Source organism: Bacillus sp. N3378-2at (genome assembly GCF_033412715.1).
In the GTDB taxonomy this organism is placed as follows: domain Bacteria; phylum Bacillota; class Bacilli; order Bacillales; family Bacillaceae; genus Bacillus; species Bacillus subtilis.
Genome location: NZ_CP117986.1, coordinates 1,835,001 through 1,856,326, shown reverse-complemented (window position 1 = coordinate 1,856,326; position 21,326 = coordinate 1,835,001). Strand labels below are relative to the sequence as shown.

Below are 21,326 nucleotides of genomic sequence, written 5' to 3'. Positions count from 1 at the left end.
CGATGACGTTGAGTATCAAAAACCCATCTGTAAAATTTATTATATTTGTTCTTATGATTTGCACATTTTCAATCGGCTATACAGAATACGCGGTGATGGGTATTTTGACGTCGATTGCCAATGACTTTCATATACAGGTTTCATCCGCAGGGCTTCTTGTCACGGCTTATGCGGCAAGCGTTTGTTTGACAGGGCCACTCGTCACCATCATTTCCGTCAAGCTTCCGAGAAAGCCTGTGCTTCTTGGGCTTATGGCGATATTTATCCTTTCAAACCTGATGAGCGCACTGGCGCCGAATTTTGCGGTATTGGCCATTTCAAGAATTTTATCTGCGTCCATTCACGGCGCTTTCTTCGCGATTGCCATGGTATTCGCAAGTGAAATGGTTCCGCCGGAAAAGCGTGCTGCAGCTGCTGCTTCAATGAACGGCGGACTGACAGTGGCTCTAATGCTTGGTGTTCCATTCGGCTCTTATCTCGGAGATGTCCTGAATTGGAGAGCGGTGTTTTCCATCATTACGGCTCTTGGTGTCATCGGATTTTTAGGCCTTATGGCTGCCGTGCCGAACAGAAAACCAAAAGTGATCCCAATGCTTATGAATGAGTGGGGGGTTTTTAAACACAAACAAGTGCTGTTTTCCTTCGCGATTACCATTTTAGGCTATTCCGGTGTCTTTATCGCCTACACCTTTATCGAACCCATTTTAAGGCATTCAGCCGGATTCAGCACGGTTGGCATTACAGGTGCTCTCTTTGCGTATGGATTGGGAGGCGTTGCCGGGAATTTCTTTGCTGGAAAAGTACCGCTGCCTTTGCTGACTCGGACGATGATCGGCGTAATGATCGGTTTAATCGGTGTTCTGGCTGTATTTCCTTACATCGCCATTTACCCGGCTGCAGCCATTGTGGCAACGTTCCTATTCGGGGCATGCGCATTCGGCACGCCGCCTCTTCTGCAAACAAAGGTCATTTCCTCATCTGAGGGCGGCACAACCATTGCCGCAGCTGTCAGCGTATCAGCATTTAACCTTGCCAATGCCCTTGGTGCATGGATCGGCGGAATGATTTTAAACGGAACAGGCTCTTATTCCTGGCTGTTTGCAGGCGGTGCGCTTATGACTGCATGCGGACTTGTGCTTTCTACCTTCGCACACTTATCAGAAAAGAAGAGCGTCTACGAATATCAAGTCAATAAAGGGTAAAAACAGCTGCAGTGTATGCAGCTGTTCTTCTTTACCGTTTGCCTGAGGCTCTCATTCTTTCTTGAGGATGCTGATTGATAGATCCGTCAGCACGCTTTGAAGCATAGTCGTCCTTTGCTCTCGGTTCACCCTGAAATTTGTTTTCGTTTTCGTAAGGAAATCCTTTTTCTTTATTTCGGACCATGTCATATCCCCCTAGGTTCGAGATCAAAAAGTTGCGTCTTTCCAGATGAAGACGTAAGGTTAGTATATGGAGAACACCACGTAATAAAGCGTTATTTTTTTCCTGAAGAAAGGAGACTGCACACATGAATATGTACATTGAGAAACTGACTAATCTGCTTCTGGAAAAGAACGAGATGATCAGCTATATACAGGCAAAAACGTGGGTGGAATTGTTATGGAGCGATTTCGAAGCAACCTATGCAAAAGCCGGACACGCCTATCAAGGTGAAAAAATGACTGAAAAAATCGTCACACAATGGATTGAAAACTATGGCGGCCAGCTCCACCTTTTTCAAAGCTCCCGTAACGACGTGAATGATTACTTAAATCAAAGCAGAGGCCTTTTGCATTAAAAACCTGCCGTTAACGACCGGCAGGTTTTTTCATTTTCTTAAAATTACCTTAAAAGGAAGAAATCATAAACAAAACATGTTTCACCAGCCTGTCAATCAGGGAATACCACTTATATCTTGTCAAAATGCGAGGAGGAGCTTTATATGAAAAAGAAACAAGTAATGCTCGCTTTAACAGCTGCCGCAGGACTGGGTTTGACAGCACTTCATTCCGCTCCCGCAGCAAAAGCTGCGCCCCTTCACGACATATCTGTCAGCATGCCATCATCCGATACTTACATCATAAAAGCAGGAAAACTGAATGTCCGGACTGAGCCAAATCATGAAGGTGATATTCTCGGCACTGTATCATCAGAACAAAAGGTAAAAGTCGATAGGTTCGTAAATGCCGATTGGGCTCAAATTCATTTCAAAGGAAAGAAAGCATATATTTCAACTCACTTTTTAATGAAAACCGCAAGCCAAGCGAAAACAACGAAACAGACAGCCTTCTATGCACCGACGCCCGAAAATGGAAAAGCTAAACAGCTCTCATCTGGAACAGAGGTGACAATACTTGGGTGGGGATTCAGTGAAAACGGCGGATTTGACTTCACTTGGGCGTTCGTGGATTATGGCGGAGTTAAAGGCTATATTCACACAAAGGATTTACAAATGCGATAAAAAGGCAGGCCGAGGCTTGTCTTTTTGCCTATGCATGAAACATTTCTCCTTTCTGCACGTAACAATGAGAAAGGAGATGAGGATATGACGGATTTAGTCGGCGGAGGGCTTATGATCATTGCGGGCATACTGATCAAACTGTTTCCTCCCAAATCGATCAACAGTGTGTACGGATACAGAACGAGACGATCAATGTCAGATCAAAGATTATGGAATGAAGCGAACCGTTACAGTGCATCATTAATGATCCTGTCAGGCTTGGTGATTGCGGGAATGGGTTTGCTGCTGGGATCAAACTTGTTTATTCTTCAGCTTATCCTGCTGATTGCCGCCTGTGTTATAACATTTATGCTGACGGAGAAAAGGCTGAAAATCATGACGCACAGTCAAGGAGGAGATAGAAGTGGACGGAGTTAAATGCCAGTTTGTCAATACGAACGGAATCACGCTCCACGTTGCAGCCGCAGGACCGGAAGACGGCCCGTTAATTGTCCTGCTCCATGGATTTCCTGAGTTTTGGTACGGCTGGAAAAATCAAATCAAACCGCTTGTTGATGCGGGTTACCGGGTCATTGCTCCTGATCAGCGGGGCTACAATCTCAGTGACAAACCGGAAGGAATTGATTCATATCGGATTGATACATTAAGAGATGATATCATCGGGCTTATTACGCAATTCACTGATGAAAAAGCAATTGTCATCGGTCATGACTGGGGAGGAGCTGTCGCATGGCATTTGGCTTCCACACGCCCGGAATATCTTGAAAAACTGATCGCGATCAATATCCCGCACCCGCACGTCATGAAAACCGTAACGCCGCTTTATCCGCCGCAATGGCTGAAAAGCTCGTATATCGCATACTTCCAGCTGCCCGATATACCGGAGGCATCACTAAGGGAAAATGATTATGAAACATTAGACAAAGCGATTGGATTATCCGACCGTCCCGCGCTTTTTACATCCGAGGATGTCAGCAGGTACAAAGAAGCGTGGAAGCAGCCGGGCGCGCTGACAGCTATGCTGAACTGGTACAGAGCCCTCAGAAAAGGAAGCTTGGCAGAGAAACCCTCTTACGAAACAGTACCTTACCGAATGATCTGGGGAATGGAAGACCGCTTTTTGAGCAGAAAGCTTGCGAAAGAGACGGAAAGGCATTGCCCGAATGGACATCTCATCTTTGTTGATGAAGCTTCCCATTGGATTAACCACGAAAAGCCAGCCATCGTCAATCAGCTGATTTTGGAATATCTTAAGAACCAATAAGCCAAAATTTCTCTCCATCCGTCTGTCATAATGGCAGACTTTTTCTGTGCGTTTTTTTCATAGTCTGTTTTAAACATGACAAAATAACATTAAAAATCATGAATGTCACCATAAAATTGTAACAAAAAACAGGTTTAAACGACTTTAAAAAAAGGAATAGCCTTACTGAAGATTTGTGTAAAACTCCCCTAAGGCAATACTTAAAAAGAATAAAAAAAGAAGGTGCCTTAATGAAGCAAGGATTAATCTCGATTATTATCCCGTCTTACAATGAAGGGTATAATGTCAAACTCATTCATGAATCTTTAAAAAAGGAATTTAAAAACATTCATTATGACTATGAAATATTCTTCATAAACGACGGAAGTGTTGATGACACGCTTCAGCAGATCAAAGACTTGGCAGCGACGTGCAGCCGGGTAAAATATATATCTTTTTCTCGAAACTTTGGAAAAGAAGCCGCAATTTTGGCGGGCTTTGAGCATGTTCAGGGCGAGGCGGTTATTGTAATGGATGCCGATCTGCAGCATCCGACATATTTGCTGAAGGAATTTATCAAAGGCTACGAAGAAGGGTATGACCAAGTCATTGCCCAAAGGAACAGAAAAGGGGACAGCTTTGTCCGCTCACTCTTATCATCTATGTACTACAAGTTCATTAATAAAGCGGTGGAAGTCGATTTGCGTGACGGTGTCGGTGACTTCAGATTGTTAAGCCGCCAAGCTGTGAATGCACTTTTGAAGCTGAGCGAAGGAAACCGCTTCTCAAAAGGCCTTTTTTGCTGGATTGGCTTTGATCAGAAAATTGTATTTTATGAAAATGTCGAACGAAAAAACGGCACCTCCAAATGGTCGTTCAGCAGTCTGTTTAATTACGGCATGGACGGCGTCGTTTCATTTAATCATAAGCCGCTGAGATTATGTTTTTATACAGGCATTTTCATCCTGCTGCTTTCCATCATTTATATCATTGCCACATTCGTTAAAATTCTGACTAACGGTATTTCTGTGCCTGGGTATTTCACCATTATCTCAGCAGTGTTATTTCTCGGCGGAGTACAGCTGTTAAGCCTTGGAATTATAGGTGAATATATCGGCCGAATCTATTATGAAACAAAAAAACGCCCGCATTATTTGATCAAAGAAGCGAATATCCCGAACAAAGACCTGCCTGAAACGAACGAATTAAAAAGCATGCGGCGTCTGACAAAAATGCACTGAAAATACCAAGCGCCATTGGCAGTGCTTTTTTTGCGTGTCTATTATCTTAAAAGCAAGACTGGAGAATTCATATGAAAAGAAAACATATCATGATCTATGCGGCCAGTTTGCTGGTGTCCGTTCTGGCACACGCTTTTTTTGTGAAAGAATGGGCGGAAGGCAGGTATATGACAGGTCCGGGTGACGGGCTTGCGCAAATGATCGTATTTAAAAAATTATTATTTGACCAATATACACACGGGAATTTTTTCTACAATTATTCATTCGGACTTGGCGGCGGCACATTCAGTCAGCTCGGCTATTATTTTTCTGCGTCTTTTCTTTTTCTTGCTGTATCCGCCGCTGTTTGGATGCTTCAAGCCGTCCAGCTGATCGGAGAAGCGGATACGCTTTTTTGGGCTGAGTCAGCTGTTTTTATCAGTATTTTTAAATTGAGCTTGATCATCTTTACGTCCGCTTCTGTTTTTCATTATCTTATTAAGCACAGGGCGGCATCGTTCACGGGAGCCGTGTTATACGGCGTCTCAATTATTTATTTCCGTCACGAAGCGTATTGGGAATTTTTCACCGATACAATGGTTTGGCTTCCGCTGCTTGTGCTTGGCGCAGAAAAAATTATTAGAGAGCGGCGTCCGGCGTGGTTTATCGTTGCGTGTTCGCTGACGTTAATCAACAATTTTTACTTTGCATACATAAACCTTATATTCATCGGAATCTATGTGCTGTTCAGATGGCTGATTAGTTTGGAACCACATGAAGAGAAAAGATGGATTCAAATCAGATTATTTCTCGTTTCAGGCTTCATTTCTTTTGGCATCAGTGCGGCGGCGTTTGTGCCGGTAGTATACGGTTTTTTAAACAACCTGCGCCCTCCATACAGCCAGAAAATAGAGTGGCTCAATTTCGATGATAATATCTTATTTTCGAGCCGGATCATCATTGTGCCGGCCGCTTTTCTGCTGTTTTTGTTTATGATTTCTTTTTACAAAAACCGTGTGTTTCGTCTCTTTGCCGGGTTGAGCCTGCTGTTTATTCTGTTTCATTTCAGTCCGTATGCGGCAAGCGTCTTTAACGGTTTTTCCGCCCCGCAAAACCGGTTTGAATATATTCTGGCCTTTACCATTGCGGGAGCAGCTGCGGCTGGTTTGTCACAGCTGTCTGAATTGAAACGGAAAGAACTGCTCCCGGCCGCAGCTGTCGTCCTGCTTCTTTACTTGTATCATATTCAAAGGTATAAGCTCGATATATGGAAGCCTGCGAATGAAAGTATTCTATTGCTCTTACTCATGACAATCGCAGCCTTGTTTGCTGCAGCTTTTGCGAAAAAACGGGCAAAAATGGCTGTGTACGGTATAATCATTCTTTCTTCGCTGTTTGTCGCCAACTCCTATCAAAAATACGCGCTCTCAGAAGGCGGCGATTTGGATAGTGTGACAAAAGAATATCTTACAAGTGAGGAATACAGAGGGCGGGAATCATCTGAGCTCATCAGACGTTTACAGAAGGAAGACGATGATCCGCTCATGAGAATCGATTGGATGAACGGGGTCCGCAATAATACGCCAATCATTTACGGATTTAATGGCTTCAGCGCGTATTCCAGCATTTTAAACAAAGATCTGCTGGCCTTCTATTGGAATGATTTAAGCATCGATATGGGCAGGGAAAGCGTCAGCCGTTACGCGTCATTGGGAGACAGGGCGAATTTATACAGCCTGCTTTACGGCAAATATTATATGACCGAAAAAACAAACGAAGCCAGCGTCCCGTACGGCTTCAAAAAGCATTTAGAAACAGAGCATTATGCAGTTTATGAGAATCAGTACATGCTTCCATTCGTTAAAACAGCGGATGCCATATACAGCGAAAGTGAGCTGGACCGATTGCCCGCTCTTGCGAAAGAACAGGCGATGCTGAAAGGAATCATATTAAAAGATCCATCAGGAAAAACGGAGCAGACACCAAAACAGTCCAATTTGATCACCAAGTCGGACATTACCGCAAAACAAGCCCAGTATCAAAACGGGCTGCTAACCGTAACTGGAGAAAACGGAGGAGAGCTGATCATCACCCCGAAACAGCCATCATCCGCTCCGGGAGACTACTATGTCAGCTTTTATTTGAAAAGCAAAGCAAAAGACAGAGGATTTGCGTTAAAGGTAAATGATTATGTCACAACAAGGAAATCGAACAAATCGATATATAAAACCGGAGTAAATAATATAACGGTAAGAGTGCCTAAATCAGGCCATATCTCAATCAATCTTCCGAAAGGAACCTATGAGCTGAGAAACATAGCGCTCTATGAAGAAAATTACCAAACGCTGAAAAACGCTGTAATGCAAAATAAAACAGAGAAAGCAGACAAACTGAATTGGAACAAAAATCGACTGACCTTTGCCTATCATCTGTCAAAAGACCAGTACATCATGCTTCCGATCCCATATGAAAAAGGCTGGGAGCTGAAGATCAACGGAAAAACACAGAAGATCGAAAAAGCGGATTATGCTTTTATAGGCTTCAAGGCGCAAAAGGGAGACAATCACATTGAGCTGACTTACTATCCGCCATACTTCAAAATATCGGCGATCATATCTCTCGTCAGTCTGCTGCTTGCTGTTTTCTATATAAGACGTAAAAAGCCCGGCTCTATATAGAGCCGAGCTTTAATTTTTTCTGAAGTTTTTCTTCGCTGAATATCCATCCCGTATAGGACGAACGGATCGTGAGATCATGGCCGATATGAACAATTGCGACAAACGGATAATGGCCTTTGCTCCGATAACGCAGGTCGATAAATCTCACCTCATAATGATCTTTAAACGTATCCACTTCCCACCGGTAAACCGGAGAAAAGGACAGAAACGCCGCGATGTTATCATCCTGCTTTGCCGCATGCATTACATCGGTTTCAGGAACAGGCACCCGATTAAATGTATCCAGAATCACGACATGTCCTTCCATGCTTCTTCCTACATAGAAAGCATGTGCTGTCGTCACTGCGATTCGCCATTGCCTGAATTTCATCGTTGGAGAAATAATAATGCTTTCGATCTCATCATGAATCATCTCATGAAGCTTCCGTTTAATTCTCAGCTGCATGATCAGGCGCACCAAGTAGTAGCCTGCCAATATGATATATAAGCTGAGAAACGTGATGCCGGGACTCCCGCCTGCATACCAAATCGCGATAGCTGCCAGATGGCTGATAAAAATAAACGGATCAAACGTATTAATCAGCCCGAGCGCAACCCATTTTTTCGAAAACGGACGAATGGCTTGTGTTCCATAGGCGTTGAATATATCAACAAAGACATGCAGAACGACTGCCAGCAGTGTCCACAGCCACAGGTGCAGAAAATCGGCCTGAGGATAAAATAAATACAGAATCGCCGGGATGATGACAGACCAAAACAAAACGGCGGGAATTGAATGGGTAAATCCTCTGTGATTCCTTATATAAACAGCATTGTTTTTAAGCTTTAACACAGTATCAATATCCGGAGCCTGAGAGCCCGCAAGCGTTGCGATCATAACAGCGTGAGCCATTGCCGGATCTGATCCGACAACAGGATCAAGCGTCGCAATACCGCCCAGTGCGATGCCCATAACGACATGTGTGCCCGTATCCATAGGTGACCTCCTTGCAGGGTGATCCTGCACATTCACTTTGTAAGAAATTCCCCATTTTCATATACCCAATTTTTAAACTGATTCAATCGTTCTCATATGTTTCCGCTTTTTCTTTATTACTATTTAATGTAACATATTATCGTACTGTGCCCTTAGTGTACAACAAAAAACAGTCTAAAGAAAAGCGGGGCGCGAAAGACTGGGGAGAAACACATATGAACGTACTTGAAGACAAATTAAAACAAAAAGACATACAGCAATTTCGCGATGATTTAATCTCATGGTTTGAACGAGAGCAGCGCGTTTTGCCGTGGAGAGAGGACCAAGATCCATATAAGGTGTGGGTATCTGAAGTGATGCTGCAGCAAACGAGAGTAGAGACAGTGATTCCTTACTTTCTCCGGTTTGTGGAACAATTCCCGACAGTGGAAGCGCTCGCTGATGCTGATGAAGAAAAGGTGCTGAAAGCATGGGAAGGGCTCGGCTATTATTCGCGAGTCAGAAACCTGCAAAGCGCGGTAAAAGAAGTGAAACAGGAATACGGCGGCATTGTTCCTCCAGACGAGAAAGATTTTGGCGGGTTAAAAGGCGTCGGCCCTTATACAAAGGGAGCGGTGCTCAGCATTGCCTACAATAAACCCATTCCCGCGGTTGACGGAAATGTGATGCGTGTCATGTCCAGGATTCTATCTATTTGGGATGATATTGCCAAACCAAAAACAAGAACGATCTTTGAAGACGCCATACGAGCTTTTATTTCCAAAGAAAAACCATCTGAATTTAATCAGGGCTTGATGGAGCTTGGAGCCTTGATCTGTACGCCAAAATCACCCTCATGCCTGCTTTGCCCGGTTCAGCAGCATTGCTCAGCATTTGAAGAAGGCACTGAACGGGAGCTTCCGGTAAAAAGCAAAAAGAAAAAGCCCGGGATCAAAACCATGGCCGCGATCGTACTGACTGATGAAGACGGACAAGTGTATATCCACAAACGGCCGTCTAAAGGTTTGCTCGCCAACCTGTGGGAATTTCCGAATCTTGAAACACAAAAAGGGATCAAAACTGAGCGTGAACAGCTCATTGCTTTCTTAGAAAACGAATATGGCATACAAGCTGATATCAGTGATCTGCAAGGTGTAGTCGAGCATGTTTTCACCCACCTGGTATGGAATATTTCAGTGTTTTTCGGTAAAGTAAAACAAGTGTCGGATACCAGCAAGCTGAAAAAAGTAACGAAAGAAGAGCTCGAACAATTTGCGTTCCCGGTATCACATCAAAAAATCTGGAAGATGGCAGTAGAAGCAGCCGCCATCTCGGCTGCTCCGTAAACCATTCTTAATCGTAAGAGACGCGCGTGCCGTGGCTGTAGTCCGCTTCATTGCGCTTCATTCCGCCGCGCGCTTCAATTTCTTGCGTTAATTCCCGGTATTTTGATTGGCCTTCTTCGTTCAAATAAGGCATAATTTGCTGAAAGGCATGATGAAAATAAGCGAGTTCACTGTTCTTCCAATCTTTTTTGGAAACCATGTTCAATTCGCTCATATCACGTCCGACATACATAACAGAAGACCCCCTTTAAAAGTTCTTGCCATTATTGTTTGTGGAAATAAAAGAACTATACGCTACAAGGAGATGAGGAAAAATGGAACAAAATAAATGTGCACTCGTAACAGGAAGCAGCCGCGGTGTCGGAAAAGCGGCCGCGATCAGACTTGCTGAGAACGGCTATAACATCGTCATTAACTATGCACGCAGCAAAAAAGCAGCATTAGAAACAGCGGAAGAAATTGAAAAGCTTGGCGTTAAAGTGCTTGTCGTAAAAGCAAACGTAGGACAGCCTGCAAAAATCAAAGAAATGTTTCAGCAAATTGATGAAACGTTCGGCAGACTTGATGTTTTTGTCAATAATGCCGCTTCAGGAGTACTAAGACCTGTCATGGAATTAGAAGAAACACACTGGGACTGGACGATGAACATTAATGCGAAAGCATTGCTTTTCTGCGCTCAGGAAGCTGCCAAGCTAATGGAGAAGAACGGAGGCGGGCATATTGTCAGCATCAGTTCATTAGGCTCTATCCGCTATCTTGAAAACTACACCACGGTCGGTGTATCAAAAGCAGCGTTAGAGGCTTTAACCCGTTATCTTGCCGTTGAGCTTTCACCAAAACAAATTATCGTCAATGCTGTTTCAGGCGGAGCGATCGACACAGATGCGCTGAAACACTTCCCGAATAGAGAAGATCTGCTTGAGGATGCGCGCCAAAACACGCCGGCGGGACGCATGGTCGAAATTAAAGACATGGTTGATACTGTTGAGTTTCTAGTGTCTTCCAAGGCTGACATGATCCGCGGACAGACAATTATCGTTGACGGCGGACGCTCACTGCTCGTTTAAAAATTTTTAAAAAAGAGGAATAGCTATACGATCACCTGCACATTCTAATGACCGTGGAGGTGATAACAATGGCTAACTCAAATAACTTCAGCAAAACAAACGCTCAACAAGTTAGAAAACAAAACCAACAATCAGCTGCTGGTCAAGGTCAATTTGGCACTGAATTTGCTAGCGAAACAAACGCTCAGCAAGTCAGAAAACAAAACCAGCAATCAGCTGGACAACAAGGTCAATTCGGCACTGAATTCGCTAGTGAAACTGACGCACAGCAGGTAAGACAGCAAAACCAATCTGCTGAACAAAACAAACAACAAAACAGCTAATCACTGAAACAGAAAAAAGCACTTCATCTTCGGGTGGAAGTGCTTTTTTCTGTTTGAAAAACGACAAAACTTGTGGAAGGTCTACAGAATGAGTCAAAGGGTTTGCTTTACGGAGATCGAAATGATTAAAGGAGGAAATGTTTATACTTTCATCAGGCTGAAGGAGGAACCGATGACCGAATTTGAAAAGCTGGTAAGTGAACAGATGAAAACGATGGATAAGCTTCTCGATCTCCAATCAGAGCTCGACCGCTGCAAACAAATTGAGGCGGAACTCCGGCATTTGGAAAGGGATGCAAGGCTGCGTGGGATTCAGGCTGAAATTGCGGTAAAACGGAAACACCTTGCCGATATACAGGATATGTTTCAAAAGCAGACAGAGCAGGTCATTCGTTCATATCGCAGCTCAGAAAAGCCGTCTTCCTTTGTGTAGTGCAGGAATGTGCCATTCCCCGGCCGGAATGGCTCTTTTATTTTCATTTTTCAATTTGTAACGTTATAATAGGTAAAAGACGTTGTCGGTAAGCAAATTTGGACATACTAACTGTAGGGCTTTATAGAAAGTAGGGGAGAAATATGGGCTATCCCAAGGAAGGAGAAACCATTCAAATTCACAGCTATAAGCACAACGGGCTGATTCATAGAATTTGGAATGAGACAACAATCTTAAAAAGTACAGAAATGTGTGTCATCGGAGCCAATGACCGGACGATGGTAACCGAATCAGACGGCCGGACATGGATAACCAGAGAGCCCGCAATCTGTTATTTTCACGCAAGACAATGGTTTAATGTCATCGGGATGCTGAGGGAAGACGGGGTTCATTATTATTGCAACATCAGTTCTCCGTTTGCCTATGATGGCGAAGCAATTAAATATATTGATTATGACTTAGATGTTAAGGTTTTTCCTGACATGACCTACAATATTCTCGATGAAGACGAATATGATGATCATCGGAAAGCCATGAATTATCCAAAAGAAATCGACAGTATTTTAAGAGACTACTTAAATACGCTGCTCCATTGGATTCACCAGCGTCAGGGACCGTTTGCGCCCGAGTTTGTCGATATGTGGTATGAACGGTATTTGCGCTATACAAAATAATGGTTACGTAAAAAACCTGTTGCGGGGTACAACAGGTTTTTCACATGGGCTCACACACATCATGATAAAGAGAGAGGGGGAATCAACGTGGGGGTTATGAAACGCTACATGCAATTCGTCAAACCTTATAAGAAGCAAATTTTCGTTACAGTGTTAATCGGGATCGTAAAATTCTCCATTCCGCTTGCTCTCCCATTGCTTCTGAAGTACGTAGTTGACGACATTATTCAAGGAGGCGGCACGGCCAGTGACAAAACCACGTCATTGTTCACGATTATGGCGATCATGTTCGCCTTATTTTTAATTTTGCGCCCGCCTGTTGAATATTACCGGCAATATTTTGCCCAGTGGACTGCCAGCAAGGTGCTTTATGATATAAGAGCTAAGCTGTTTGACCATATACAAAAACTGAGCCTACGTTTTTACGCGAATACAAGAACAGGGGAAGTCATTTCCCGAGTGATTAATGATGTAGAACAAACAAAGGATTTCGTCATCACAGGGCTTATGAATATATGGCTCGATATGCTGACGATTTTGATTGTAATCTCGATCATGCTCACACTGGACGTTAAATTAACGCTGATCTCTATCGTTTTATTCCCATTATACGGAATATCAGTGAAGTATTTTTACGGCCGTTTACGAAAGCTGACAAGGGAGCGCTCACAGGCTCTTGCTCAAGTGCAGGGGCATTTGCACGAACGCATTCAAGGCATGCCTGTCATCAGAAGCTTTGCGATAGAAGATCATGAACAGGCTCAATTTAATGAGAAAAACGGGCATTTCTTAGATAAAGCCATCCGCCACACGAATTGGAACGCCAAAACCTTTGCGGTCGTTAATACCATTACAGATTTGGCGCCGCTCATCGTCATAGCGTGCGCCGGGTATTTTGTCATTAATGGACCGCTGACAGTCGGAACAATGGTCGCGTTTGTCGGATATATTGACAGAATGTACAACCCTGTTAGAAGGCTGATCAATTCCTCTACAACATTGACACAGTCAATCGCATCAATGGACAGGGTGTTTGAATTTATTGACGAGCCCTATGAACTCACTGACAAACCAAATGCGATAAAGGCCGATCAGATTCGCGGAGGAGTGGAGTTTCAAAACGTTTCGTTTCAATATGAGAAGGACAAAGAAAATATTCTTCATGATGTATCCTTAAAAGTAAATAGAGGAGAAACTGTAGCTCTCGTCGGCATGAGCGGAGGAGGAAAATCAACGCTCGTCAGCCTGATCCCAAGATTTTATGATGTAACAAGCGGCAGACTGCTGATTGATGGGACGGATATTCGCGATTATGAAGCAAGAAGCCTTCGCAACCAGGTTGGTATGGTGCTTCAGGATACCTTTTTATTTAGTGAAACGATTCGGGAAAATATCGCGATCGGCAAGCCTGATGCCACCCTTGAAGAGATAATCGAAGCCGCCAAAGCTGCAAATGCCCATGAATTTATCATGAGTTTTCCAGAAGGATATGAGACCCGGGTGGGAGAACGAGGCGTTAAGCTTTCAGGCGGACAAAAGCAGCGGATCTCAATTGCGCGGGTATTCCTGAAAAATCCGCCGCTCCTCATTTTAGATGAAGCTACATCAGCTCTGGATTTGGAAAGTGAGCATTACATTCAAGAAGCGATGGACAAACTGGCGAAGGATAGAACAACTTTTGTTGTCGCCCACCGTTTATCGACAATCACCCATGCGGATAAGATTGTTGTCATGGAAAACGGCACAATCATTGAAATCGGAACCCATGATGAACTCATGGACTATGAGAGCCAGTACAAGCATTTATTTACCATTCAAAATTTGAACTAAAACATCAATCTTATATCCTTTTAACGAAGGATATAAGATTTTTTTGTATATAAAAAAACCCGGCTGTTTAACCGGGTTACTCTTCTGTTTCTATTTCGCAGTCTTTCGGATGATACGTTTGAAAACTTGTGATAAGTGTTTCTAAATGTTCAAGCTGCTCGCGATATTCCACGGCGCTTGCCATAATATTGAGCATGTTGTAATCAATAAGCTCCTCATCCGTATTTTGCTGATTTTTTAAAAATGACTTTGTTAAAAGCTGCTTATACTGGATGCCTTCTTCAACCGCGTCATCATGCGGCTTGATTTTTCCGACAAACCTCATCAAAATCCGTTCGTGCCAGTAAAGCAGGTAATCAAGTTCTTCAGTCAGTGTTTCCTGAAACTCTTCCGGCATATGATAGATCTCGTTTTCCAGACGATGCAGCTTCTTCAATGTATCAAGCGCCCGATTTGCAGTAATAATGGCCTGTCTGAACAGGACAAGCTTTCTTGATTTCACATAAGTCGTTTTCTTAAAGTAACTTCTTTCTTCTTTATATAGAAGATATGTCTGATCAAGCTTGATCATTTTTTCTTTCAGTTTTTCAATATCCTCTTTCAAAATCGAATGCTCTGTCGACTGCCGCATGGACAATCTGATCCACTTCATAATTTCTTCGGTGTTTTCGACGGTATTATGAATCAGCTTTGTTTCGTACTTAGGAGGCAAAAACACAAGGTTGACGATAAAGGAAGAAAGCACCCCTAAGATGACTGTGCTTGTTCTGATCAGCGCGAACATTAAAAAGTCGTCACCGGCGGATTCTAATATCGCAATAACTGTTACAAGAGCAATTGAAATTGTATGTTCAATTTTAAGTTTCAGCATGATTGTAATGACAATAACTGCTGTTAACCCGATCATAATCGGGCTGGGTCCGAAAATAAGGCCGAACACTGTGGCAATCACAGCTCCGATGATATTTGCTTGAACCTGGTCAATAATAATGAGAAAAGAGCGGTAAATCGACGGCTGGATCGCAAATATCGCTGCAATTCCAGCGAAAATCGGCGCGGGAAGCCCGATCCACGAAGCCAAATAAAGGGCAAGTGTAATCGCAATCCCGGTTTTGAAAATGCGGGCACCAAGTTTCATTGGTTTGTGCGTGCATTCCTTTCTATAGTAAATTGTGTGACATAGCAAATGGGCTAATCCTTAAAATTCCCGGTTAGTTTATTTGCTAAACAATTAAGTAATATACAGGGATCGATACAAATATTCAAGCTATTTTTCTAGAAAAAGACCAAAATCTTACACGCTGTTTGATTCCATAAAAAAAACAGGAGCTCAAAGCTCCTGTTCAAGGTATTTGATTCTAGTTTTTTAGATGTTTAAATGCATCCTCGACCGCTGCAAGCGTGTCTTTAATATCCTGCTCTGTATGTGCTGTGGTAATAAACCAAGCTTCATACTTAGAAGGTGCTAAATTAATTCCGCGTTCCAGCATCAGCTTAAAAAACGTAGCGAATGTTTCTCCGTCACTCCGTTCAGCCTGCTCGTAATTTTCCACTTTCTCATCAGAGAAATATACCGTGAGCGCACCTTTTAACCGGTTGACCGTAATGGTGATGCCGTGTGTTTCTGCGTGCTTCAAAATACCTTCCTCAAGCATAGCGCCAAGGTGATCAAGCTTTTCATACACGCCTTTTTCTTTGAGCACTTCCAGACAAGCGATGCCTGATAGGATGGAAGCGGGGTTCCCTGCCATTGTTCCTGCCTGATAAGCAGGTCCTAGCGGAGCTACCTGCTCCATGATTTCTTGTTTGCCGCCATAGGCGCCAATCGGAAGTCCGCCGCCGATAATTTTCCCGAGTGCTGTTAAATCTGGTTTCACCTGTAAGAGATCCTGCGCGCCGCCATACATAAAGCGGAAAGCCGTAATGACTTCATCGTAAATAACGAGAGCGCCTGCATTATGTGTCAATTCATTTACTTTTTCTAAGAAGCCCTCTTTCGGCTCCACGATACCGAAGTTGCCGACAATCGGTTCAACGAGAACCGCCGCGATTTCACTGCCCCATTTATCAAGAGCCGCTTTATAGCTATTGATATCATTAAATGGTACTGTGATCACTTCGTTTGCAATGCTTTTCGGTACACCGGCTGAGTCTGGTGTGCCAAGAGTAGACGGGCCGGAGCCTGCGGCGACAAGCACAAGGTCCGAATGCCCGTGATAACAGCCCGCAAATTTAATGATTTTTGTCCGGCCTGTATATGCGCGAGCCACGCGGATGGTCGTCATAACGGCTTCTGTACCCGAATTGACGAATCTTACTTTGTCCATAGCGGGAATGGCTTCTTTGAGCATCTTTGCAAATGTAACCTCGTGTTTCGTTGGTGTTCCATACAATACACCGTTCTCTGCCGCTTTTTTAATCGCTTCTGTAATATGCGGGTGGGCATGTCCTGTAATAATCGGACCGTACGCCGCTAAATAATCGATGTATTTGTTGCCGTCCACATCCCAAAAATAAGCGCCGCTTGCTTTCTCCATTGCAACAGGAGAACCGCCGCCGACTGCTTTATATGATCTAGACGGGCTGTTTACACCGCCGACAATGTGCTGTAATGCCTCATTGTGAAGTTCAATTGATTTTGTATGCAAGAATAAAAACCTCCTATATCTCCATGCGTCCTTTCTATTGTAGCATGCTTCCGAACAAGAACAATGGCTTCGGGCTTCAGATTCAGCTGAGATGGTTGTAATCTGGACAAGAATTGGATACGCTTAATAAAAAACATCCGGAGGTAACGTAATGACTATAGAAATCGGACAAAAAGCGCCTGATCTTGAGTTGAAAGGCGATCATGGGGAAACAGTAAAATTATCGGATTATAAAGGAAAGTACATCGTGCTTTATTTTTATCCAAAGGACATGACACCGGGATGTACAACTGAAGCATGCGATTTTCGGGACAGTCACGAAAGCTTCGCTGAACTGGATGCCGTCATTATTGGCGTCAGCCCGGACAGCCAGGAAAAACACGGAAAATTTAAAGAGAAGCATAACCTTCCATTTCTGCTTCTTGTAGATGACGAGCATAAGCTGGCGGAAGCATTTGATGTGTGGAAGCTGAAGAAAAACTTTGGAAAAGAGTATATGGGAATCGAGCGTTCCACTTTTTTAATTGATAAAGAAGGCCGGCTCATTAAAGAATGGAGAAAAGTAAAAGTAAAGGACCATGTAGCCGAAGCGCTTCAAACCCTCAAAGATATGTCGGAAAAGTAAATCTCTATGAGCCTATGCTTACTTTTACCCTGATATCAATTGACAAATTATCGTAGAAAGAGTTACACTAATTATAAACATTACAATGTAAGAATTTTTTTTAGAAGAGAGGTGCATGACGGATGGCTGCACATGAACTAAAAGAAGCCTTAGAAACGTTGAAGGAAACCGGAGTTCGCATTACTCCTCAACGTCATGCGATTCTGGAATATCTCGTTAACTCTATGGCTCATCCAACAGCGGACGATATATATAAAGCTCTGGAAGGGAAATTTCCTAACATGAGCGTAGCGACAGTATATAACAATTTGCGTGTGTTCCGGGAATCAGGTTTGGTAAAAGAGCTCACATACGGTGATGCTTCCAGCAGATTCGATTTTGTGACATCTGATCACTATCACGCGATTTGCGAAAACTGCGGTAAAATTGTGGACTTCCACTACCCGGGCCTTGATGAAGTGGAACAGCTCGCTGCCCACGTCACAGGCTTCAAGGTAAGCCACCACCGTTTAGAAATTTACGGCGTCTGCCAAGAGTGTTCGAAAAAAGAAAATCATTAAAAATAAGCTGACCGCACGAAACGGTCAGCTTATTTTATTTCGACATTTTCTTTTTATTATAAGACTCATCAAATTCTTTTCCTTCTAATCCCTTATCTAAAGTCAGCGGCTCTCGGCAATGCATGCACATATCGACTCTTCCTAAAACCTTTGTCTCTTTATCACAGCCTGGACAAATGACGCGAACCGCTTTAGTCGAAAGCATTCCGATCCAAAAGTAAACTACCGTGCTGAGACCGATGGATAAAAGCCCAAGTATCATAAACAAACTAGAAAGCAAAACTGACTCTTTGAAAAAGATCCCGATGTACATAATGATAAACCCAACGAAAACCAAACTTAACGCAAATGTTCTGATTTTATTAATTTTGCTGGAGTATTTCGCCATGTCCATCCCCCTCTGATTTAACTATAGCACAAACCCGATGGGATTTTCTTCATGTTTTCGGTTGAACTGGAATTTACATATGGAGAGTTACTGTGAAATTGTTTATAATAGTTCAATGTGTTTAGAAAAAAGGAATTTCGTTTTAACCATAGAATTGAATCAAATAGAGAATAAAAAAATTTGAACAATTGCATTGGAGGAATAGTGATGGAAAATCTTCTCCGTCCAATTTACCAAGAAAGAGCAAGTCACCCCAATACATTGGCTGTCATTATGATTGAGAGAAGAAACAAAACATCTTCCTTAACAGATAACTTTGATGCAGCTTTGCTGGTGATTGTAAAGGATGCTGATGAGCCAGTTTTTATAAAGCATTATGAATTTGATCATCAAACAGCTTCTTTGCATGTGGTAACAGATTCTCAGATTCAAGAATGGATTTTGCTTGGAACAAATAGAAGAATCATAGATTGGATTGTAAATGGCAGAGTCTTGTTTGACCGTAATGAATACGTAGTTGAACTGATTGACAGGCTGAATACATTTCCGTTTGCCGAACGTAAACTGAAGATCGGACTCGAATACGGCAAATTAATCAGAAGGTATGTTGAAGGGAAAGCTTTTTTTGAAGCCAATCAATTTTTAGATGCCTACAACGCCGTTGTTCATGCGCTGCATCATTTAGCACGTATTGAAGTAATCGACAGAGGATTCCATCCCGAAACCACGGTGTGGAGCCAAGTGCGCCAGATGGAGCCGCAAGTGTACAAGTTATATTCCGAGCTGATTGAAAGTCACGAGAGCCTGGAAAAAAGACTTGAATTATTATTCTTAGCAAATGATTTTCTCATCCATTCCAAAGCCGAGATCGGTTCGGCGCATCTTTTCGAAGTAATGAAAGAAAAAGACATTTGGCAATTCGGTGAGCTTCTTCAACATCATGACCTAAAGCACTTTACCCAAGATCTTGGCGTTATGCTTGATTACTTGACAGAAAAGGGACTTATCAACGTCTGCCAGATAGAAACGAAAGGACAGGCTGTCTATCACCGAGGATATTCTTTTAAAAAAGGTGTTGACTCTGATTCTTGACCGTGTTATATTATTAAACGTCGCTGATGCGCTTCTGAGAAAACAAGCTCACAGCGGCGGGAAAATAAATCAAAAAAACATTTGACAAAAGAAAGTCAAAATGTTATATTAATAAAGTCGCTTCAACAAGAAGTGAAAATGATCTTTGAAAACTAAACAAGACAAAACGTACCTGTTAATTCATTTTTAAAAATCGCACAGCGATGTGCGTAGTCAGTCAAACTAGGGCCTGCACGACGCAGGTCACACAGGTGTCACCGCGAGATGCGGTGAACTTAACCTGTGATCCATTTATCGGAGAGTTTGATCCTGGCTCAGGACGAACGCTGGCGGCGTGCCTAATACATGCAAGTCGAGCGGACAGATGGGAGCTTGCTCCCTGATGTTAGCGGCGGACGGGTGAGTAACACGTGGGTAACCTGCCTGTAAGACTGGGATAACTCCGGGAAACCGGGGCTAATACTGGATGGTTGTTTGAACCGCATGGTTCAAACATAAAAGGTGGCTTCGGCTACCACTTACAGATGGACCCGCGGCGCATTAGCTAGTTGGTGAGGTAACGGCTCACCAAGGCGACGATGCGTAGCCGACCTGAGAGGGTGATCGGCCACACTGGGACTGAGACACGGCCCAGACTCCTACGGGAGGCAGCAGTAGGGAATCTTCCGCAATGGACGAAAGTCTGACGGAGCAACGCCGCGTGAGTGATGAAGGTTTTCGGATCGTAAAGCTCTGTTGTTAGGGAAGAACAAGTACCGTTCGAATAGGGCGGTACCTTGACGGTACCTAACCAGAAAGCCACGGCTAACTACGTGCCAGCAGCCGCGGTAATACGTAGGTGGCAAGCGTTGTCCGGAATTATTGGGCGTAAAGGGCTCGCAGGCGGTTTCTTAAGTCTGATGTGAAAGCCCCCGGCTCAACCGGGGAGGGTCATTGGAAACTGGGGAACTTGAGTGCAGAAGAGGAGAGTGGAATTCCACGTGTAGCGGTGAAATGCGTAGAGATGTGGAGGAACACCAGTGGCGAAGGCGACTCTCTGGTCTGTAACTGACGCTGAGGAGCGAAAGCGTGGGGAGCGAACAGGATTAGATACCCTGGTAGTCCACGCCGTAAACGATGAGTGCTAAGTGTTAGGGGGTTTCCGCCCCTTAGTGCTGCAGCTAACGCATTAAGCACTCCGCCTGGGGAGTACGGTCGCAAGACTGAAACTCAAAGGAATTGACGGGGGCCCGCACAAGCGGTGGAGCATGTGGTTTAATTCGAAGCAACGCGAAGAACCTTACCAGGTCTTGACATCCTCTGACAATCCTAGAGATAGGACGTCCCCTTCGGGGGCAGAGTGACAGGTGGTGCATGGTTGTCGTCAGCTCGTGTCGTGAGATGTTGGGTTAAGTCCCGCAACGAGCGCAACCCTTGATCTTAGTTGCCAGCATTCAGTTGGGCACTCTAAGGTGACTGCCGGTGACAAACCGGAGGAAGGTGGGGATGACGTCAAATCATCATGCCCCTTATGACCTGGGCTACACACGTGCTACAATGGACAGAACAAAGGGCAGCGAAACCGCGAGGTTAAGCCAATCCCACAAATCTGTTCTCAGTTCGGATCGCAGTCTGCAACTCGACTGCGTGAAGCTGGAATCGCTAGTAATCGCGGATCAGCATGCCGCGGTGAATACGTTCCCGGGCCTTGTACACACCGCCCGTCACACCACGAGAGTTTGTAACACCCGAAGTCGGTGAGGTAACCTTTTAGGAGCCAGCCGCCGAAGGTGGGACAGATGATTGGGGTGAAGTCGTAACA

General features: G+C 43.9%; 22 protein-coding genes and 1 rRNA gene (1 of these 23 only partly in view). 17 read left to right on the top strand and 6 right to left on the bottom strand.

Features of this window, described 5'->3' with window-relative positions; genetic code table 11:
- The first annotated feature begins 8 nt into the window (after window positions 1-8).
- Entirely contained in the window at window positions 9-1,202 is a 1,194-nt protein-coding gene (locus tag PUN35_RS10230; protein WP_003243500.1) for an MFS transporter, read from the top strand.
- A gap of 31 nt (window positions 1,203-1,233) precedes the next feature.
- Here the strand turns inward: PUN35_RS10230 and PUN35_RS10225 are convergent, their stop codons facing one another.
- Complete coding sequence (locus PUN35_RS10225) at window positions 1,234-1,386, bottom strand: small, acid-soluble spore protein K (RefSeq protein ID WP_003223241.1); 153 nt, start codon at window positions 1,384-1,386, stop codon at window positions 1,234-1,236.
- Window positions 1,387-1,510: 124 nt separating this feature from the next.
- On the opposite strand from PUN35_RS10225, the gene PUN35_RS10220 reads away from it, so the two are divergent.
- The 6 genes from PUN35_RS10220 (at window position 1,511) to PUN35_RS10195 (ending at window position 7,584) form a co-directional block, all read left to right on the top strand.
- Entirely contained in the window at window positions 1,511-1,780 is a 270-nt protein-coding gene (locus tag PUN35_RS10220; protein WP_003243789.1) for a YfhJ family protein, read from the top strand.
- A 144-nt stretch (window positions 1,781-1,924) separates the two neighbouring features.
- Complete coding sequence (locus tag PUN35_RS10215) at window positions 1,925-2,443, top strand: SH3 domain-containing protein (protein WP_014479218.1); 519 nt, start codon at window positions 1,925-1,927, stop codon at window positions 2,441-2,443.
- A gap of 84 nt (window positions 2,444-2,527) precedes the next feature.
- Window positions 2,528-2,860, top strand: coding sequence for an SdpC immunity protein SpdL (gene spdL / locus PUN35_RS10210; protein ID WP_014479219.1), 333 nt, complete (start codon window positions 2,528-2,530; stop codon window positions 2,858-2,860).
- Complete coding sequence (gene ephM, locus PUN35_RS10205; RefSeq protein ID WP_014479220.1) at window positions 2,847-3,707, top strand: epoxide hydrolase EphM; 861 nt, start codon at window positions 2,847-2,849, stop codon at window positions 3,705-3,707. The genes spdL and ephM overlap by 14 nt, the downstream gene beginning before the upstream one ends.
- Before the next feature lie 230 nt (window positions 3,708-3,937).
- Complete coding sequence (locus tag PUN35_RS10200; RefSeq protein WP_003244113.1) at window positions 3,938-4,927, top strand: glycosyltransferase family 2 protein; 990 nt, start codon at window positions 3,938-3,940, stop codon at window positions 4,925-4,927.
- A 71-nt stretch (window positions 4,928-4,998) separates the two neighbouring features.
- Window positions 4,999-7,584 (top strand): YfhO family protein, encoded by a 2,586-nt coding sequence (locus tag PUN35_RS10195; RefSeq protein WP_014479221.1) that lies wholly within the window; start codon window positions 4,999-5,001, stop codon window positions 7,582-7,584.
- On the opposite strand, the gene PUN35_RS10190 is transcribed toward PUN35_RS10195, so the two are convergent.
- Window positions 7,577-8,560 carry a metal-dependent hydrolase gene (locus PUN35_RS10190; protein ID WP_014476212.1) on the bottom strand — a complete coding sequence of 328 codons (984 nt, stop codon included), beginning with the start codon at window positions 8,558-8,560 and terminating at the stop codon, window positions 7,577-7,579. The genes PUN35_RS10195 and PUN35_RS10190 overlap by 8 nt on opposite strands.
- Window positions 8,561-8,775: 215 nt before the next feature.
- On the opposite strand from PUN35_RS10190, the gene mutY reads away from it, so the two are divergent.
- Complete coding sequence (gene mutY / locus PUN35_RS10185) at window positions 8,776-9,885, top strand: A/G-specific adenine glycosylase (protein ID WP_014479222.1); 1,110 nt, start codon at window positions 8,776-8,778, stop codon at window positions 9,883-9,885.
- Window positions 9,886-9,892: 7 nt separating this feature from the next.
- Here the strand turns inward: mutY and PUN35_RS10180 are convergent, their stop codons facing one another.
- Window positions 9,893-10,117, bottom strand: coding sequence for a hypothetical protein (locus tag PUN35_RS10180; protein ID WP_003233542.1), 225 nt, complete (start codon window positions 10,115-10,117; stop codon window positions 9,893-9,895).
- Between the two features lie 82 nt (window positions 10,118-10,199).
- Here PUN35_RS10180 and fabL point away from each other — a divergent pair, with 82 nt between their 5' ends.
- The 5 genes from fabL to PUN35_RS10155 all read left to right on the top strand — a co-directional run bounded on the left by fabL (window position 10,200) and on the right by PUN35_RS10155 (window position 14,212).
- On the top strand, window positions 10,200-10,952 hold the full coding sequence (gene fabL / locus PUN35_RS10175) for an enoyl-[acyl-carrier-protein] reductase FabL (RefSeq protein WP_003223262.1): 753 nt from the start codon (window positions 10,200-10,202) through the stop codon (window positions 10,950-10,952).
- A 68-nt stretch (window positions 10,953-11,020) separates the two neighbouring features.
- The gene (sspE, locus tag PUN35_RS10170; protein ID WP_003233541.1) at window positions 11,021-11,275 is read left to right on the top strand and encodes a gamma type acid-soluble spore protein SspE; all 255 of its coding nucleotides are present in this window, start codon (window positions 11,021-11,023) and stop codon (window positions 11,273-11,275) included.
- A gap of 172 nt (window positions 11,276-11,447) precedes the next feature.
- Entirely contained in the window at window positions 11,448-11,708 is a 261-nt protein-coding gene (locus tag PUN35_RS10165) for a YgaB family protein (protein ID WP_003242708.1), read from the top strand.
- Between the two features lie 143 nt (window positions 11,709-11,851).
- The gene (locus PUN35_RS10160) at window positions 11,852-12,382 is read left to right on the top strand and encodes a nucleoside tri-diphosphate phosphatase (RefSeq protein WP_003223272.1); all 531 of its coding nucleotides are present in this window, start codon (window positions 11,852-11,854) and stop codon (window positions 12,380-12,382) included.
- Between the two features lie 87 nt (window positions 12,383-12,469).
- Window positions 12,470-14,212, top strand: a complete 1,743-nt coding sequence (locus tag PUN35_RS10155; protein WP_009966836.1) for an ABC transporter ATP-binding protein — start codon at window positions 12,470-12,472, stop codon at window positions 14,210-14,212.
- 76 nt (window positions 14,213-14,288) lie between these two features.
- Here the strand turns inward: PUN35_RS10155 and PUN35_RS10150 are convergent, their stop codons facing one another.
- Window positions 14,289-15,350: an aromatic acid exporter family protein gene (locus tag PUN35_RS10150; protein ID WP_014479224.1), complete on the bottom strand. Its 1,062-nt coding sequence runs from the start codon at window positions 15,348-15,350 to the stop codon at window positions 14,289-14,291.
- A gap of 220 nt (window positions 15,351-15,570) precedes the next feature.
- A complete protein-coding gene (locus PUN35_RS10145; protein ID WP_014479225.1) occupies window positions 15,571-16,860 on the bottom strand; it encodes a glutamate-1-semialdehyde 2,1-aminomutase in 1,290 nt (429 codons plus the stop codon).
- A gap of 151 nt (window positions 16,861-17,011) precedes the next feature.
- On the opposite strand from PUN35_RS10145, the gene bcp reads away from it, so the two are divergent.
- Together bcp and perR are read left to right on the top strand one after the other, a co-directional pair.
- Window positions 17,012-17,485 (top strand): thioredoxin-dependent thiol peroxidase, encoded by a 474-nt coding sequence (gene bcp / locus PUN35_RS10140; RefSeq protein ID WP_003233532.1) that lies wholly within the window; start codon window positions 17,012-17,014, stop codon window positions 17,483-17,485.
- 122 nt (window positions 17,486-17,607) lie between these two features.
- A complete protein-coding gene (perR, locus tag PUN35_RS10135) occupies window positions 17,608-18,045 on the top strand; it encodes a peroxide-responsive transcriptional repressor PerR (RefSeq protein WP_003223285.1) in 438 nt (145 codons plus the stop codon).
- Window positions 18,046-18,079: 34 nt separating this feature from the next.
- Here the strand turns inward: perR and PUN35_RS10130 are convergent, their stop codons facing one another.
- On the bottom strand, window positions 18,080-18,433 hold the full coding sequence (locus PUN35_RS10130) for a YgzB family protein (RefSeq protein WP_014479226.1): 354 nt from the start codon (window positions 18,431-18,433) through the stop codon (window positions 18,080-18,082).
- A 207-nt stretch (window positions 18,434-18,640) separates the two neighbouring features.
- Here PUN35_RS10130 and PUN35_RS10125 point away from each other — a divergent pair, with 207 nt between their 5' ends.
- Window positions 18,641-19,525: a nucleotidyltransferase-like protein gene (locus PUN35_RS10125; protein WP_003243727.1), complete on the top strand. Its 885-nt coding sequence runs from the start codon at window positions 18,641-18,643 to the stop codon at window positions 19,523-19,525.
- Window positions 19,526-19,816: 291 nt separating this feature from the next.
- Window positions 19,817-21,326 (top strand): 16S ribosomal RNA (locus PUN35_RS10120) (it continues 40 nt past the right edge of the window).